General features: G+C 38.3%; 16 protein-coding genes, 2 pseudogenes and 1 riboswitch. Of the genes and pseudogenes, 12 read left to right on the forward strand and 6 right to left on the reverse strand.

Features of this window, described 5'->3' with window-relative positions; translation table 11 throughout:
* Positions 1-121 precede the first annotated feature (121 nt).
* Positions 122-285, forward strand: a riboswitch (SAM riboswitch).
* A gap of 220 nt (positions 286-505) precedes the next feature.
* Complete coding sequence (gene metK, locus ACIQZI_RS00375; RefSeq protein ID WP_403067964.1) at positions 506-1,702, forward strand: methionine adenosyltransferase; 1,197 nt, start codon at positions 506-508, stop codon at positions 1,700-1,702.
* 482 nt (positions 1,703-2,184) lie between these two features.
* On the opposite strand, the gene ACIQZI_RS00380 is transcribed toward metK, so the two are convergent.
* The gene (locus tag ACIQZI_RS00380; protein ID WP_403071907.1) at positions 2,185-2,706 is read right to left on the reverse strand and encodes a gamma carbonic anhydrase; all 522 of its coding nucleotides are present in this window, start codon (positions 2,704-2,706) and stop codon (positions 2,185-2,187) included.
* Between the two features lie 238 nt (positions 2,707-2,944).
* Between ACIQZI_RS00380 and ACIQZI_RS00385 the strand changes: the two genes are divergently transcribed.
* Entirely contained in the window at positions 2,945-3,748 is an 804-nt protein-coding gene (locus ACIQZI_RS00385; RefSeq protein WP_403067968.1) for an alpha/beta hydrolase, read from the forward strand.
* Between the two features lie 153 nt (positions 3,749-3,901).
* Positions 3,902-4,402 (forward strand): cupin domain-containing protein, encoded by a 501-nt coding sequence (locus ACIQZI_RS00390; protein ID WP_403067971.1) that lies wholly within the window; start codon positions 3,902-3,904, stop codon positions 4,400-4,402.
* Positions 4,403-4,477: 75 nt separating this feature from the next.
* On the opposite strand, the gene ACIQZI_RS00395 is transcribed toward ACIQZI_RS00390, so the two are convergent.
* From ACIQZI_RS00395 to mnmL, 3 genes are all read right to left on the reverse strand, one after another.
* Entirely contained in the window at positions 4,478-4,837 is a 360-nt protein-coding gene (locus ACIQZI_RS00395) for a DUF2500 domain-containing protein (protein WP_403067974.1), read from the reverse strand.
* Positions 4,838-4,991: 154 nt separating this feature from the next.
* Complete coding sequence (mnmM, locus tag ACIQZI_RS00400; RefSeq protein WP_403067977.1) at positions 4,992-5,567, reverse strand: tRNA 5-(aminomethyl)-2-thiouridylate-methyltransferase MnmM; 576 nt, start codon at positions 5,565-5,567, stop codon at positions 4,992-4,994.
* A 104-nt stretch (positions 5,568-5,671) separates the two neighbouring features.
* Positions 5,672-6,631, reverse strand: coding sequence for a tRNA modification radical SAM protein MnmL/YtqA (gene mnmL / locus ACIQZI_RS00405; protein ID WP_062175786.1), 960 nt, complete (start codon positions 6,629-6,631; stop codon positions 5,672-5,674).
* 235 nt (positions 6,632-6,866) lie between these two features.
* Here mnmL and ACIQZI_RS00410 point away from each other — a divergent pair, with 235 nt between their 5' ends.
* The 3 genes from ACIQZI_RS00410 (at position 6,867) to ACIQZI_RS00420 (ending at position 8,081) form a co-directional block, all read left to right on the forward strand.
* A complete protein-coding gene (locus ACIQZI_RS00410) occupies positions 6,867-7,115 on the forward strand; it encodes a spore coat associated protein CotJA (protein ID WP_403067982.1) in 249 nt (82 codons plus the stop codon).
* Positions 7,108-7,368, forward strand: a complete 261-nt coding sequence (locus tag ACIQZI_RS00415; RefSeq protein ID WP_403067985.1) for a spore coat protein CotJB — start codon at positions 7,108-7,110, stop codon at positions 7,366-7,368. The genes ACIQZI_RS00410 and ACIQZI_RS00415 overlap by 8 nt, the downstream gene beginning before the upstream one ends.
* A 143-nt stretch (positions 7,369-7,511) precedes the next feature.
* Positions 7,512-8,081, forward strand: a complete 570-nt coding sequence (locus ACIQZI_RS00420) for a manganese catalase family protein (protein WP_403067988.1) — start codon at positions 7,512-7,514, stop codon at positions 8,079-8,081.
* 216 nt (positions 8,082-8,297) lie between these two features.
* Here ACIQZI_RS00420 and ACIQZI_RS00425 read toward each other — a convergent pair.
* Together ACIQZI_RS00425 and ACIQZI_RS24260 are read right to left on the reverse strand one after the other, a co-directional pair.
* Positions 8,298-9,325, reverse strand: a pseudogene (locus ACIQZI_RS00425) (IS630 family transposase).
* 51 nt (positions 9,326-9,376) lie between these two features.
* Positions 9,377-9,520 (reverse strand): annotated as a pseudogene (locus tag ACIQZI_RS24260) (IS110 family transposase); the annotation flags it as partial.
* A gap of 620 nt (positions 9,521-10,140) precedes the next feature.
* Here ACIQZI_RS24260 and ytaF point away from each other — a divergent pair.
* The 6 genes from ytaF to ACIQZI_RS00455 all read left to right on the forward strand — a co-directional run bounded on the left by ytaF (position 10,141) and on the right by ACIQZI_RS00455 (position 17,351).
* The gene (gene ytaF, locus ACIQZI_RS00430; RefSeq protein WP_403067991.1) at positions 10,141-10,773 is read left to right on the forward strand and encodes a sporulation membrane protein YtaF; all 633 of its coding nucleotides are present in this window, start codon (positions 10,141-10,143) and stop codon (positions 10,771-10,773) included.
* Positions 10,774-11,562: 789 nt separating this feature from the next.
* Positions 11,563-12,720 carry a rod shape-determining protein RodA gene (rodA, locus tag ACIQZI_RS00435; protein WP_403071910.1) on the forward strand — a complete coding sequence of 386 codons (1,158 nt, stop codon included), beginning with the start codon at positions 11,563-11,565 and terminating at the stop codon, positions 12,718-12,720.
* Between the two features lie 306 nt (positions 12,721-13,026).
* Positions 13,027-13,671 (forward strand): helix-turn-helix domain-containing protein, encoded by a 645-nt coding sequence (locus tag ACIQZI_RS00440; protein ID WP_403067995.1) that lies wholly within the window; start codon positions 13,027-13,029, stop codon positions 13,669-13,671.
* A 137-nt stretch (positions 13,672-13,808) separates the two neighbouring features.
* Positions 13,809-14,807 (forward strand): LCP family protein, encoded by a 999-nt coding sequence (locus ACIQZI_RS00445; protein WP_403067998.1) that lies wholly within the window; start codon positions 13,809-13,811, stop codon positions 14,805-14,807.
* A gap of 929 nt (positions 14,808-15,736) precedes the next feature.
* On the forward strand, positions 15,737-16,447 hold the full coding sequence (gene tatC, locus ACIQZI_RS00450) for a twin-arginine translocase subunit TatC (protein WP_403071913.1): 711 nt from the start codon (positions 15,737-15,739) through the stop codon (positions 16,445-16,447).
* 316 nt (positions 16,448-16,763) lie between these two features.
* Positions 16,764-17,351 (forward strand): undecaprenyl-diphosphatase, encoded by a 588-nt coding sequence (locus ACIQZI_RS00455; protein ID WP_403068001.1) that lies wholly within the window; start codon positions 16,764-16,766, stop codon positions 17,349-17,351.
* The last annotated feature ends 102 nt before the right edge of the window (positions 17,352-17,453 follow it).

Genomic DNA, 17,453 nt, shown 5'->3' on the forward strand with positions numbered 1-17,453 from the left:
ATTTTATTCAAGAGATAGACGATATTCATAGAATCAATCAACCTATAATGAAACTATTATTAAGGAAAAAAATCTTGACACTATTCCTTGTAGTACGTTATTATTTTAAATTGTACGGATTCTCTTATCCCGAGTTGGTGGAGGGACAGGCCCTAAGAAACCCAGCAACCTGCCGAAGTGTAGAAAGTTTGCGAAAGATTGATTGCAGATAAAAGTAATTGTCTTTTAATAATTTTGGCGTTGGTGCTAACCTGAGCAAGGTAAAAAACCCTTGAACGATAAGAGTGAAAGGATAGATTCAGTCAATAAACCTTTCCTCAATGACGGGGAAGGTTTTTATGTTTTTCGGGAACACTGATGAACAACGCTGAGAAGATCTGCATCTATTATAGAAACCGATAAGGGAACGAGCTCCGTCAAAACAAAAAAGGTGGATGAGATGGATGGGGTAAAAGCCTCCGTTTGCGTACCTAACACATAATTTCAATAATTAGGAGGAATTAAGATGTCAACAAAACGTCGTCTTTTTACTTCTGAGTCTGTTACAGAAGGCCATCCGGATAAGATTTGTGATCAGATTTCAGATTCAATTTTAGATGCTATCCTGGAAAAGGATGCAAACGCGCGTGTTGCGTGTGAAACTTCGGTAACTACTGGTCTTGTACTAGTAGCTGGTGAAATCACAACTTCCGCATATGTAGACATTCCGCGTATTGTTCGCGATACTATTGCTGGGATTGGCTACACTCGTGCGAAATTCGGCTTTGATGCTGAGACATGCGCTGTTTTAAGTTCAATTGATGAGCAATCAGCAGATATCGCTTTAGGTGTTGATCAAGCACTTGAATCGCGTGAAGGTACGATGAGCGATGCTGAAATCGAAGCAATCGGTGCAGGGGACCAAGGTTTAATGTTCGGATTTGCTTGTAATGAAACAGAAGAGCTTATGCCACTTCCGATTTCATTGGCGCATAAACTTTCCCACCGTTTGACTGCTGTTCGTAAAGACGGCACATTAGCTTACTTGCGCCCAGATGGAAAAACGCAAGTAACGATCGAATATGATGAGAACAATCAACCGGCTCGTGTTGATACAATTGTTATCTCTACACAGCATGACGAAGACACTACGCTAGAGCAAATTCAAGCTGACCTGAAAGAACACGTGATTAAAGCGGTTGTTCCAGCTGACTTGATCGATGCTGAAACAAAGTACTTCATTAATCCAACAGGCCGCTTCGTTATTGGTGGACCTCAAGGAGATGCGGGTCTTACAGGACGTAAGATTATCGTTGACACATACGGCGGTTACGCTCGTCACGGTGGTGGCGCATTCTCAGGTAAGGATGCAACGAAGGTGGACCGCTCTGCAGCCTATGCCGCTCGTTATGTTGCGAAAAACATCGTAGCAGCTGGTCTTGCTGATAAAGCAGAAGTTCAATTGGCTTATGCAATCGGTGTAGCGAAACCAGTGTCAATTGCGATCGATACATTCGGAACAGGAACAGTATCTGAAGATGTATTAGTAGACTTAGTTCGTGCTAACTTCGACCTTCGTCCTGCTGGTATTATCAAAATGCTTGACCTGCGCCGCCCAATTTACAAGCAAACGGCAGCATACGGACATTTCGGCCGTACAGACGTTGATCTTCCTTGGGAACGTACAGATAAAGCAGCAACATTGAAAGAACAAGCTCAATAATAGTAAAAAGAGGAATCCACATTGTGGATTTCTTTTTTTGTGTGGGAAATCTGAAACACAATTCCTGAGATTGGTGGGTAAATCAGGAGAAGCGGTGAGTAAATGGGAAGGAGAACCTCGAGAGCTGTTGGACCATAGACTAATTCTAGAGAAGTAACTTTGCTTGGATATGAATATAAAATAAAAACGACTCCAGTGCTTAGAGTCGTTGAAATAAGATTTTTTATCCCGCATTAACGGGCAGTAAAACCCTGACCTCAAGGCTTAGAGGAGTCGAGGAAGCGTAGGTGGGGGATAACTGCCCGTAAAAGCCCGATTGGTGAGATACAGTGAAACTTACCGCTATGCTCTTCAGCGGTTTAGTTGAACCAATCGGGTTCGTACTGTCGTTTGATCGAAGCGAAAGCGAAGATCTAGCGACAGTAGAACGGGACTAACAATCAGTGGGGGATGAAGACCCCCTCACTGATTGAAGTTTCACTTTATTCTTCAATCCGCTTCTCATTCTTGTAGTACCGTCCTTTTTCAGCATATTCACGGACGATGCGTTTCATGTCTTCCCGATCTGCATCGTTCAGCTCACGGACGACTTTGGCGGGACGTCCGAAAGCGAGTGTATTTGGTGGAATCACTTTCCCTTGGGGCACGAGACTACCAGCACCGATGAAAGCTCCTTCGCCGATTTCCGCTTCATCTAGAATAATTGATCCCATCCCAATGAGTGCTCCTTTGTGGATTTTGCAGCTATGTAGCGTGACTTGATGACCGACTGTGACTTCATCTTCAATGATAAGCGGGTTGTTCGGGCTTTGGTGAAGAACGCTGTTGTCTTGAATATTTACTTTGTTTCCAATGATCGTTGGCGCTACGTCGCCGCGAATCACAGAATTGAACCAGATGGTTGACTCTTCACCGATTTTTACATCGCCCGTTACAACAGCGTTATCGGCGAGGTAGGCACTGGCTGATATTTCCGGCTTTTTTCCTTTATAAGCGTAAAGAATCATCTTTGAACCATATCCTTTCCGTTTAGATGTTTTTTAGGTATTATTTTTACTATACAATAATATGCGATATTTCGTTATAATAAGGTTCAATGATCATGCCAGAAGACTTGATAATTGTTCGTACATTTAATTTAAGATGAAGGTATGATAGTCTGTTGATCCGGGATAAAATAAAGAATAGCAAAGTGTGAATGAAGATTTAGCAACTAGAGATATAGTAGGAGGAGATTTTCATATGTGGAAATGGGAGGCAGACGTTACCCCAAAAGGAGTCATCGTCATCGTTCATGGTGCCATGGAGCATCACGGGCGTTATAAATGGCTATCGCAAATGTGGCGGTCCGCCGGTTACCATGTGATTATGGGAGATCTTCCAGGACAGGGTATGACAACCCGTGCATTTAGAGGACATATTGAATCCTTTGATCAATATTTAATAGAAGTAAAAAGCTGGATTGAGGAAGCGTATCAATATTCACTGCCTGTTTTTTTACTCGGACATAGTATGGGCGGATTAATCGCGATTAGATTACTTCAGCAGGATGAAGTGGATTTGGCGGGGGTCATTCTTTCTTCCCCTTGTTTAGGTTTAGTTAAACACCCATCCAAGCTAATGACTGCAATTTCGTTAGGGTTGAATGTTACGTATCCGACCTTCCGAGTGGAATCTGGCTTATCACCTGAGCTTGCCACTAGAAATGAGGAAGTAAGGGAGTCAGACTTAAACGATTCGTTATACGTGACGAAAGTTTCGGTCAGATGGTACCGCGAACTTACGAAAAACATGAAAGAAGCCTTTGAAGATATCCCTGACTTTCAGGATATTCCGCTTTTGCTCATGCAGGGCGGCGATGACCGAGTCGTCGATAAACGCCCAGTTCGTGAATGGTTTAATTATAATCTTTGCAATGAAAAACAATACAAAGAATGGCCGCATTTATATCATGAAATATTTAATGAACCGGAGCGCGATGATGTATTTCAATATGCGCTAGGTTTTGTGGAAACCAGATTAAAGACGCTTGGATATGTCCTTTAATCTATGGAAAAAGAATAGGTGCCTAAACATCGTTTATCTGATGCATACATGACCTATTAAACGATATTTCGAATGTGAGGTCAGACCATTTGGGATAACCTCCTTGTCTTGTTTGTTTTGGAAAAATACAAAGAATTAGGAGTTTGAGTAACTATGAAAAACGCAGAATATTGGATCGAAAACTTAGCAATGACCCCTCATAAAGAAGGAGGGTATTTTAAAGAAATGCTCATGGCAGAGGGAGAACTGGTTACTGAACATACTACAAAAAGACCGTATTATACAAGCATTTATTTCTTACTCCGTAGTGGAAACCCTTCTCATTTTCATCGCTTGAAGTCTGATGAAATATGGTATTTTCATACTGGAGATCCCTTGAATATACATATCATCCATCCAAATGGAGAGTACGAAATAGTGAGGCTTGGTCTTAATGTGGAACAGGGGGAAGTTTTGCAAGCCGTTGTTCCAAAGGGAGCTATATTTGGGTCAGACGTAGCTGAGACTGCAGATTATTCACTAGTAAGTTGCATGGTTTCCCCTGGGTTTGATTATCGAGATTTCGAGTTATTTACGCAGCGTGAGTTACTCGAAGAATACCCTAGCCATGAGCAAATCATAAAGAAACTTGCTTATGAAGAGTTACCAGAATAAGATGTAAACGAGGTTGGTTTTAATCGAGCCAACCTCGTTTTTTATCCCGTTTGTACTGATCCCATCCATCTAGTTTTACCTGATTCGTGTAAACCCAAGATACCTTGTGCCCTGAAATTGTAAATCACCAATGTCGCCCTCTATCAGCTGACCATATTCAAGGTCCTTCACATGGAATTCCATTCGATCTCCACTATCAACTTCAAATGTGATGTAGTAATGATTATATGCGCGCGTTTCTCCTCCACCATGTATGCTTGTTCTTTTTGTAACAACCTTAGCTCGGACCGTTAATTTAGGGGCATCGTTATTGCTGCTCCAAGTCGAAATCCCCTTAATCACTGCAAAAATTATAATTCCAAAAATAATAGCAAAAGCAACTATAAATAAAATTGGTCCGATTCGAAATATAATGTCACCAGGTGCTTCATACATGTTGATCTCTCCTTTTGGTATTATTTTTTATATACGATGGCGGGTGATGGAAGTTTCAGAAATATGGAAATCACCCATAAATAAAGTGCCAGACCTTACACAATATTAGAGTGTAGGGTCTGGCACTTTAGGGGGACTCTCATCCTTTAAGATATTACTTTATTTTTTCAATCGCAACAATAAACGGCGGCTGATTCACCTGATTGATGAATCCGTATTGTAGAACATGAGCTTTGTCCTGGGGAAGCGACGTGGCATAATCTAGTACGGCGTCTCGTTCAATCGCTCCGCCTATGTGTCCGTGATAGATAACTAGGACGATGACTCCTTTAGGTGCCATGATTTCAAGTAGTTGTTCAATCGCAGCAATGGTCGACTCGGCAGCGGTGACAATTGATTTGTCGCCACCTGGAAGATACCCCAAATTAAAGATAGCAGCTTTAATTTGGCCATACTGTTGCTCTGACACATATGCTTTTACATGCTCATGCCCTGTTTGAATAAGCGTACACTGTTGCAGTAGATCTTCTTCTCGTAATTTCTCAGTCGTATTCACAATCGCTTCCTTTTGAATATCGAATCCGTACACATGTCCGGTTTTACCAACGATATTAGCCAGAAAAGCTGTATCATGTCCGTTGCCACAAGTCCCATCGATTACAATATCTCCTGGTTCAAGTGCCGTCTGAAGCAGAAACCGAGCGAAGGGAAGAATCTTCATAAGTTTCACCGTTTTTCACTTCCATATCATAGTAAAATTTATCCCACTCTTAACAGGTGATAAACCCCCATTATGCGTCGAATTTAGGATTTACGGGTCAAATCCAAAATACTTCATTCCTTTTCAATTATTTGATAAAGTTTCCCTTGCCAGCTATCCCGGCGTTTTAGCTCTGCATCAATCGAGTTTAATACATCCCATTTATTCACGCTCCACATTGGCCCAATCATCAAATCGATCGGACCGTCACCAGTAATTCTGTGAACGATCATTTCCGGAGGGAGTATCTCCAACTGATCGACAACAAGGTTCACATAATCTTCTTGTGTTAAAAATTCGAGCATCCCTTTTTCATATTGTTTGACCATTGGCGTTCCTTTAAGTAGATGAAGTAAGTGTATCTTGATGCCTTGAACGTCCAATTTCGCTACTTCGCGAGCTGTTTCCATCATCATGTCATAGCTTTCAAGTGGTAGTCCGTTAATGATGTGCGAACAAACGCGAATCCCATGTTTTCTAAGCTTAGCGACGCCCTCTTGATACATTTTGTAATCATGAGCTCGGTTAATAAGTAACGCTGTTCGTTCATGGACAGTTTGTAGCCCAAGCTCGACCCATAAATAGGTTCGTTCGTTCAGCTCGGCTAAATAGTCGACAACATCATCAGGAAGGCAATCAGGTCTCGTCGCGATGGATAATCCGACGACACCCTCCTGATTCAGCACGCTTTCGTATTTTTCTCGTAATTCACTAACTGGGGCGTGGGTGTTCGTATAAGCCTGGAAATAGGCCATGTATTTGCCATCTTTCCATTTTTGATGCATTTTTCCACTGATTTTCTTAAATTGAACATCGAGCGGCTCAACCCGATCTCCGGCGAAATCACCTGAACCCGCTGCACTACAAAATGTGCAACCGCCATATGCAACTGTACCATCACGGTTTGGGCAGTCAAAACCGCCATCAAGTGCTACTTTAAAAACTTTATGACCAAAATGCTTTCGCAAATGATAATTCCAAGTATGATATCGTTTATTGTCCATAGCATACATAAACGGCTTTGTTTGATTCAAATCAAAAACCTCCTAAAGCTAAGCTTTGCTTATTATACTACAGACGAGCGCTTCGAAAAGGGGAAACGAAGTAGTGATGTAGTTTTGTAGCCAAATTGCTTAGAAAATAGTGAGGTTCTTGGCTCCTCTCAATAGTGCGCCATTTCCTGCCATTCATCTCTCCATTTGTTTTTAGCGGGATATCTTTTTCCTACAGCGCATATATTCAATAGAGAAAATAATGTGAGGTGTAGAAATGGATCAACAACGAGAGAGGTTTACGCCGATAAAATCGTATGTTCCTTTTCGCGGTTTATTCGATCCTTGTCCGCCAATCGGAGAAAAGTATTACAGTACGCCACCTAATTTGTATTTAGGTTTTCAACCACCAAATCTTGAACAGTTCACACCGCAAGAGGCATTGAGAAAGGGGACGCTATGGAAGGTCTTCTACGATTATTATGACAATCCTTATAAGCGGGGAGGAGATAGCGGTCATGGCTAATACGATGCCGATTGAGTATTATCAGCAATTAGAGGAGATTCAAGCCATCGATTTTGTCATTGATGAATTGGTGCTATACCTAGATACACATCCCACTGATCAGAATGCGATTCAACAATATAATCACTTTGCCTTGTACAGCAAACAAATTAAACAGAAATTCGAAGAGTCCTTTGGTCCTTTACAGAAAGGAAGTGTGAATCATCAGCAGGATTACTGGGCATGGAGCGGACTTTGGCCATGGCAAGTTTAAGCAGAAAACATATATAAGCATTTGTTTCAAAGTTCTACGATGGAAAAAGTTCAAGTACTAAAATTGCATTACCTAATGAAGGTGGCGGTGCGGAGCTGATCGTGGAAGGCCCCGCCCCTTTTCCACAGAGAGGTGAGGAAATCGTGTGGATTTATGAAAAAAAACTGCAATATCCAGTGAAAGTAAGTACGTGTAATCCAACGCTGGCTAAGTATTTAGTGGAGCAATATGGCGGGGCAGATGGTGAGCTTGCTGCTGCCCTCCGCTACTTAAATCAGCGGTATACGATTCCTGATAAAGTCATTGGACTGTTAACAGATATTGGTACAGAGGAATTTGCCCATCTGGAAATGATTGCAACGATGATTTATAAACTAACGAAGGACGCGAAACCTCAAGCATTAAAGGAAGCAGGTCTTGGTGAGCATTATGTCCAACATGATAGCGCGCTATTCTACAATAACGCAGCAGGAGCTCCTTTCTCCGCTACATATTTTCAAGCAAAAGGAGACCCGATTGCGGATCTCTATGAGGATATAGCAGCTGAAGAGAAGGCAAGAGCCACCTATCAATGGATCATTGATATGTCTGATGATACAGATTTAAATGACTCCTTACGTTATTTGCGAGAAAGAGAAATCGTTCATTCCCAGCGGTTTAGAGAAGCGGTAGAAATACTAAAAGATGAAAGAGATCGCCAGAAGATTTTTTAGGGGAAAAAAGACGATTCTTCCATATTTAAGGGGGACGTCTTTTTTGTTGAAATGAAGTTTCAGTTTCTAAATGAATCTGTTTAGATGCCAAATTTTTAAAGTGGAATGATATTTACAATATTAGGAATAGAAAGTATAGTTAAATCACTTTTAATGCCAACTAATCCAATCTAAATTACTTGAAAAGTGCTTACTATATGAAACGCATTAAACAATTTATAGTTTCACGCACAGTCGATCAATGACCTTTTTAGGGGTCTCGTTCATCTCTGCAATAAAGGCTTGAACATTTTTACGAATGTCCTGTACAGACTCATAAAATACATTGTAAACCACAGACGTTTTTAACCACTTCCATAGGCCTTCAATCAGGCTTAGATTCAGACTGTAAGGCGGTAAAAAGAGAAGCGCCAGGCTCGTCTAAAAAAGGTTGAATCAGTTTGGCGTGATGAATGCGGGCGTTATCCAACACCTTCACGATTTTTCCTGTAGGGTACTCCCTTAAAATGTTTTCTAGAAAGCAAAGGAAGGTTTGGGCGTCAAACAATCGATCCTGCATACAAAAAGAGAACCTGTTTCATAATCTAGTACTCCTAACAATTTCACGCTTTGATGTTGGCCGAATGTGGGAATTTTACGCTGTTGCCCTTTCGGAAACCAGGTATACCCGATGGCCAGATAATCCCGGATCGTTGATTCATCTTGAAAGAGAATGGTATCAATTTCGCCATTTTCTAGTTTTTTTTTAGGTCACGAAATGTATCTCGAAAAGCCTCCTGCTTGATTGGATCTGCTTTCGCTAGCGTGTAGGTTGGACGCGTGTGGCTAAATCCCAAGCGATGGAGAAGGGGAAGTACACCACGATCCCAATAACGAACATCAAATTCGCGTAATAATGGACTGGTCCAATTCATATCGGTTTTTAGCCCGACTTCTACAGGCGTTTGATTTAAGACAATTTCCTTCACCTGCGCCTCTTGCTCGTATGTCAAACGACGAGGTGCACCAGGAGAATAACCTAGGTTTAAACCATCGATGTCAAGTTTCTGGTACTTTTTAATATAGGTACTGATTGTATTCTCGTTAAGGTTTACACTCTTGGCAATTTCACGATTCATATGACCCTGTAAATGAAGAAGAATCACTTGATACCTTTGATATAAACGGACGTTCTTTTCTATTTTCAAATGCCTGTTGGATTTCTTCAAGTCGTTTATACTAAATTTGTGTATGCCAAATAACATTCCAAGGTGCTGTGTTTGAAAAAGTTTGGACTGTTTAGTTATAGTTTATGACTAGGCTAGATCCTGGAAATATGATTTGCTTTTGAAAAGTGCATAAATCCAATGTAATCGTTTATTGGCACATGCTATCACAGCTACTTTAAAGGGCTTTCCTTCTTCACGCTTCTTATCATAAAACTCTCGTAATCCCTTGTTACAATGAGAGGTTATGATAATCCTTCAAATAAAATATCAACCAAGCTTACAGTTACAAATAGGCAAATGTCTACTCCTCATGGACCATGGACACATACCCTAATTTTGAAGCAATTTAGGGGGGAGATAAAATGGATAGACAAATCGTTGGAAATTATGGCTACGGTGTGGATATGATGGATACCTGTACCATCATGAGCATGGTGGACATTGCTGAGATTAACCTCAATAAGTAATATTACGGATACATAACTTAAATCCCAGGAGCCAATCAGCAGCTCCTTTTTTTATTATCTGGACGAACCAAGAGAATGAAACCAATTCACCTTAAACATGGGCTTATAGTCAGTAATCTTCATTTAATAATCAGCTTTAATTTAAAGAAGGACGGCCTATGACGGTCGTCCTTCTGTTACTTATTTATTATATAGAAAGTGAACGTGCCTTTAACAATGTTGTAATTAAGGTACCAAGATTTTGCATCTCTTCTTTTATCAATGATATTCACTCCTTTATGGGTTTTACCAACTGTTGATTTTTTATCAACAGTTTTAAATCGTACAGGCAATTTTTGTCAATATAAACAATATAATGTAAAAAAAATAAGGGGTGTTTTTACTATGCCTTGGCTAATCATTATGGCATTTGCCGTTTCATCAAGTATAGATAATTTAGGAGTAGGAATTTCTTATGGTATTCGAAAGATTCGAGTAGGGTTAGGTGCAAACTTTTTGATAGCTGTGATTTGTTTTCTCATGAGTATAGCGGGAATTACATTTGGAATGTGGCTTTCAAATATCCTGCCAGGTATGTTCCCTGTCATTATAGGAGCGCTTTTATTAGTTATTATTGGTGTTCGAATCATACTATTGGCGACACCACGTAATAAAGGAGCATCGGCGGTAGTTTCTGAGCCGAATAAACAGTCCAAAAGTATAAAAAACATTCTTAAAAACCCTGAAGTAGCCGATTGCGATCAGTCTGGTGAAATTGGTTGGGGGGAGGCTGTGATTCTAGGTATTGCATTATCAGCCAATGCATTGACGAATGGCTTAGGTGCAGGATTACTTGGATTTTCACCGCTTGCCATTTCCTTAACAGCTGCAATTGGCAGCTTCATAAGCGTTTGGGTAGGCGTTAGGCTAGGATACAAATTAGCAGATGTCCGAATTGGTTCATTTACATTAGGTCAATTTGGAACGATCTTGAGTGGAGTCATTATTTTGGTGCTTGCTTTTTCAGCATTTTTTTAGTGAAGGCAAATGATTAACAGGGGCTGTGAAGTGTAGAAAAATGTCTTAGTGCCAGAAAGGTAGAGTGATCAATAAACTCACATGCTCTTTTACAAATAGATGTACAGTATGTTAAGAGGATTGATAAGCATTTTTCTATACGCCTGCCTTATAAAAACAGGTTGAAAAACTTTGTGTAATTCAATGAGAGTTACTTACAGCCAACACACTTAAAGTCACTATAGACGTATATAAATGATTCAAATGAGCTATATGTCAATACAGCATTCAAGTTAAAATGGGCATTTATAATATTGAATAAACACTTTTGACAACATAATTCTACTGTTGACAAAAAGTCAACACTAATGTATATTCCCTGATAACACGTATTTTTCTAAGGGGACACTGTACAATTTTTTTCAATGGCTTTGGTAAACAATTCTGTTACTGCTTGTAATTATTATTTATCCCCCCCTTCGTTGGGTTACATAAACCATTTAAATTCAATCGCTCCGTACAATTGTGAATTATTATAGTTTGTATTCAGTATTACGCATCGATTAATAAATAATAGTAGGGACGATGGAGTATGTCTGAAGAAAAGCTGGCTTTTACTACCCAAAAGGAATTTGATGAAAAAAATTAACCAATAATTTATGTGAGACCACATCCCAAAACGATACTCTAGTATCAACGCTCACTTTAACAATTTGGTCAACCAGTGCATATGAAAAATAGAAACACTTCCTTGGAAACAAATGGTGAAGAGTCGAGTTAATATATCGTAGGAGTGGTGAAAATTCGTTGATAAAAAATGAACAACAGCTTGATTATATATTGTTATTTACTTTATTCTGTATATTTATTTATAGCTTACTAGCTGTGTATAGTGGATCAGGCCAATATGAAACACAGGACCCTTTGTATTTTGTAAAAAGACAAGTGATTTGGTATTTCGTTGGCGCAGTGGTAATGGTGGTGGTAGCGAAATTCGATTTTGAATTACTAGAAAAATTGGCTGCCCCTTTGTATTTTGTAGGGATTAGTTTATTGATTCTCGTTCACTTTTTCGGAACGTTTAAAAACGGAGCTACTAGATGGATTAGCTTTGGCTTTTTTGAGCTACAGCCGTCAGAGTTTATGAAAGTGTTTTTACTTATCTATTTAGCAACCATTTTACATCGGTTTGCAAATCGAGGGCTATCCTTCACAGAGAGTATTCTAACGACAATAAAAATTGCTATGCTTACGATAGTTCCGTTCTATTTAATATTGGTACAGCCTGATCTAGGTTCAGCACTCGTTATTGCTGCCATCGCTTTCAGTTTAATTCTTGCTTCAGGAATATCATTCAAAATGATTGCTCTCTTAGCTTCTTGTTTTACGGTTTTAATTGCGTTTCTTGTCTATTTACACAACCACTTTTTTGACGTTTTTTCAAAAGTTATTAAACCCCATCAATTGGAGAGAATCTATGGTTGGCTGAGCCCACAAGAATTTGCTTCAAGCTATGGATATCAACTAACTCAAGCCATTTTAGGAATTGGATCAGGACGTATGGCAGGGAGTGGATTTAATCAGGGAACACAAGTCCAGAGTGGAAGGGTACCCGAAGCACATACGGATTTTATCTTCTCTGTCATTGGCGAGGAATTTGGTTTTATTGGCTCCGCTATCTTAATAAGTTTGTACTTTATTCTGATTTATCGAATCACCGTTATTGCTTTACAATCGAATCATGTGTTTGGTTCATACATATGTGCTGGGGTTATTGGGTTAATCACTTTTCAAATCTTTCAAAACATTTCAATGACCATCGGTTTAATGCCGATTACTGGAATCGCCCTACCGTTTTTGAGTTATGGAGGAAGTGCGCTATTAACGAATATGATTGCTTTAGGATTAGTATTAAGTGTAAATATACGAACAAAAAAATATATGTTCAGCAGGAATGAAAATATGTAAGTCATCTGAGTAAAGACCCGTCCATACTATTTGTAAAATTTTTAAAAAAATGTACATTTTTCATTGGCGATTTGTCAAAGTCACCATATATTGATTAGAGTTTAATAGTTCTTTAAGGATTCTATTATAGGAAGCTTTGCAACTTCCAAGAGCTGTTGCTGTTTGTAGTACCTACTTCTCCACAACTTACGTTATTTATATAGAATATTTAAGTTCAATACCGAAATACTGTGAATGTTAATAAGGAGTATGTTTAGTTCATTTTAACTATAAGAATTTAATAAATTCGAGAGAGGACGTGAGAGTATGACTGAAGGAAAAAAAAGTAATCTAGGGTTTGTGCTAAAAGAATTATTAAAGGAACGTTCATTATCAATGCGGAAACTTAGTGAGCTCACTGAAATCGATACAGCTACAATCTCAAGGATCATAAACGGTAAGCGAAAAGCAACTCCCGAACATCTACGAAAATTTGCAGACATCCTTAATGTGCCAATCACTGAGCTATTTGTAGCTGCAGGTTATGATATTGAGCAGAGGCAGGAAAAGCTAGATTCAGATATCCATATTTCTGTTGACAGCATTCAAAAATTTCTCGAATCCTCTGATATAAATATTAATAATTTTACAATCACAAGTGTGGAACAGAAATTAGCTAATTATGAACAATATACACAAACGGAAGAAGGGAAAGAAACGATTCTTAATAGCTTTGAAGAGAAGCTTCAGAAAGTTGGGAGCATAGGTCCGTTTATTAATCATTTGAAGAATATGTATGAGAAATTCAGCAGGATGAAGGGGACTCCGGGTGAACTCGTCATAATTGGAAGTGCACTTCTATATTTCATTTTGTCCGTAGATGTTATTCCGGATTATATATTTCCGATTGGCTATTTAGACGACGCAATCGCTGTACAACTTGTAACAAATGCACTATCGATAAAAAAATGAGGCGTAACATATCTAATTTGTTTAACATGCAGTTCTAACAATTTAGTTTGAAAAATAACCTGAATCTACTAAAAAGGTTAATTTTAAACAACATTTTTAGGTAAAAGATTTAATTTAAGTGAATGGTGATTTTATATATGAAGAAAAGAAATAGGACTAAAAATAAATGGAAAAGAAACCTTTTCCTGTTGATTTCGCTATTAATCATCGTGATCTTTTATTGTGTTTATCAGTATAATAAAGGATTATCTGAGGCGAGCGATGGGATGTATAAGAATGATGGAACAATGTTTGATCCGTTTCAAGGGAAGGAGCCTCAATTTGGTGAAATTAATATTCTGTTAATAGGATCTGACGCTAGAGGTGATGAACAAGCACGTTCTGATGCGTTAATGATTGCTCATTATAATCAAAAATCTCATAGTTTGAAAATCGCATCTATAATGAGAGACACGTATGTTGATATTCCAAATCACGGCAAGCAAAAAATGAATGCCGCTTTTGCGTTTGGCGGACCAGAACTTGTAAGACAAACGATTAAGCAAAATTTTGATGTTGATATTAATTACTATGCTGTTGTTGATTTTAACGGCTTTTCGAAAATTGTAGATATTATCGCACCTGACGGGATAGAGGTTGAGATTCCATATGAAATGTCTTATGGAATTGGAATGACATTACATCCAGGTAAACAAATTTTGCATGGTAAGGAATTGCTAGGATATGTTCGTTTTCGTCAAGATCGCTTAAGTGATTTTGGGCGAGTGGAAAGGCAACAAGAAGCGTTGTCTAAGATTAAGGAACAGGCTGCCTCTATGCAAAGTGTTGTGAACCTGCCAAAGATACTTGGAGTTGCGGATCCGTACATTGATACAAATGTAGATATAGGAACCATTTTTGCAATCGGGAAAGGTTTGATTGCAGGGAAATCTAAACAAATGGAAAGCTTAAGAATACCTATTAAAGATTCTTATGTTAATGAACGGGTGAACGTAGGATCCGTCCTAAAAATTGATTATGAGAAAAACAAACAAGCTTTAAAAGCGTTTTTGTCACAGGACAATGAAAGGCCCACTAGTCAAGAAAAAAAGAATAGAGTGGTAAGTTTGTCTGATTTCATTGCGTTAGTTCGCTAAGGAATCATGGGTCAGACTTTTGTATTTCAAGGAATAATATGGGTTACTCAATGAAAATTGTTGAAGTGGCAAAAAGAGAATTCCATTTAAGATTCTTTTTTTAACGAATATAGGTGTCTAGACTTGACTTAGATGGCGTCCTTGTGTTGGCGAAGACAATAAAGATCTTAATAGTTCAACGCCTAGTTGCCTGTGAAAAAGATGATTAACCCAGTAAGGTCAGAAAAAGGTTAAGAATATACATATTTTTACGGTGTTGTGAAGAGCAAGAAAATTGATGGTAAATGGGATTGTCAGTAGTGAACATGAATAGGTAAAAAAAACAAATTCAATGATTGCGTATACAATGCACGAAAAATCCACTAATATTCAAATTTCTTCTACCAAGGAAAACTCAAGATTAGTAAATCTAACATTTTCAATCGATTACAAGCACGTGAAACAGTTAGAGTTGAGTGAAAAACAAGAGAATACTGTTTTAGCGAAAAAACAAAGTAAACCCGAAATGGAAAGGTAGAAAATTGCACATAATAAGCACCTGGCACCTTTAAGGATGCTGAATTAGAAGTTGACGATGGAACAGGTGTATACGAAGAACATGAAAAAATCAATTCAATAAGTCATTCTGTTACTAGTTACTAACCAAGGAGTTCATAAAGACTAAATTCCGACTTGAACACTTGATTCCATAAGTAAGTTAGGACTTTTATGATGGGAAACTCTTGATTTTGAAAGTTGAGAGAAATTCGCACATGTTATTTTTCACGCATCTCATAAAGGATAATTAATCATTAACAAAATTCCTATTTATGTAGGAGATAAAGCAGTTCAATAAACTATTTGACCGCTTATAAGATACTTTATATGGTGGCTTCAGAAAGGCGTGGCACTTTATTTTGGATGATAAAACCCTTAATGTAATTGAACATTTGGAGGAGTTGCGAAGAAGGATCATTATTTCTGCTTTATCATTCTTAGTGTTTTTGATAATAGGGCTTTTTTTTGTGAAAAAAATATATTTATTTTTTATGGGGAGTTTCGATGATCCGTTACTTATTTTAGGACCAGGCGATATTATGTGGATTTTCTTCCATATTGCTTGTGTTTTCGCTTTTGCTGGGACCACTCCAATTGTCGCTTACCAATTATGGATGTTTGTAAAGCCTGGTTTACAGCCGCAAGAAAGACGAGTAACTCTTGCGTATATACCGGGATTATTCATCCTTTTTATTGCTGGATTAGGGTTCGGCTATTATTTCGTGTTTCCTAACCTTTTGAATTTTCTTATAAACTTAGGTAAGGATATGATGGTTCCTTCTTTTACAGCTGAAAAATACTTTGACTTTTTAATAAAAACCACTTTGCCATTTGGGATTGCTTTCGAATTACCTCTCGTCATGATGTTTTTAACATCAATTGGTGTTCTTAACCCACATAGCTTAACAAAGTTAAGAAAATATGCTTATTTCATTTTGGTGATTATTGCTTCTATGATCTCACCGCCTGAGTTTATTTCTCATATTTCTGTAGCTGTACCTTTAATTCTCATATATGAAATTAGTATTATCCTATCAAAAGTTGTTTTCAATAGAAGAAGAAAGAGGCAAAGAGATATCGATATGAAAGGAAAATCCATATAATCTAGAAGGTAAATGACTATCGGTATGTGTAATTCATATAGATTTCTCATCAAATTAGGAAAGCTATTGTTTATATTATGGACTGCGAAAGAGCTAGTGCTCCTTTCCCAATTATATTTCCTACAATATTTTTATAACTTACCTAACGTAGCACTATAATGTCTCGACCTTCTTCACCGGCCGTTCAAACAATATGGACTTATACTCTGTGGTGTAACGGGGGCGTGGGACCGTGATCCCATAAATAAACTGTCCGCCCCTATTTATATAAAACAGTTTCCACCTATTTAAGGAAATCAAAGAAAGAGATGATTGTATGAATTACGAATTATTTAAAAGCATCCATAATTTATCGGGTCATAGTTATGCATTGGATACTCTTATGGTCTTTATAACAAATAAAGCGATTTACATTTTGGCTTTGGTACTTTTGGTTCTATGGATCTTTGGTGGAAAACCTATGAAACGGGCAGTATTATATGCCGGTGGAACAGGAGTTATTGCGTTAGTTGTAAATGTTCTTATTGCTCAGATATACTATGAGCCGCGTCCATTTGTCACACATCACGTCCAGACTTTGATTCCTCATGCTGCGGACTCTTCTTTTCCTAGTGATCATTCAACAGGCGCTTTTACGATTGCAATTGCTATGTGGTATCGGTATAAAAAAATTGGTATCCCTCTATTTATTTTAGCCCTATTAACTGGCTTTTCCCGCATTTGGGCGGGGCTTCATTATCCGTTTGACGTAGTAGGCAGTTTAATAGTGGCAATTGTTGTCTCGTATGTGATTGTAAAATTACCAAGATTGTTCGATCCAATTGTAAACTGGATTATTTCTATCTATGACTCGATTTTTAACAAAAGAAGTAGGTCTGATAAATCTAAATCTTCTCGAACATAAAACTTCTAATGATGTGTTAGGTATAGCAGTCTCTAGAGGGTGTCCGGAATGATCTGGAATCTTTGTAATAAATTTTGATCAAAATGAAAAAACTCGTTTTGC

The sequence above is a fragment of the Peribacillus sp. NPDC096379 genome, assembly GCF_044762875.1.
GTDB lineage: Bacteria > Bacillota > Bacilli > Bacillales > DSM-1321 > Peribacillus.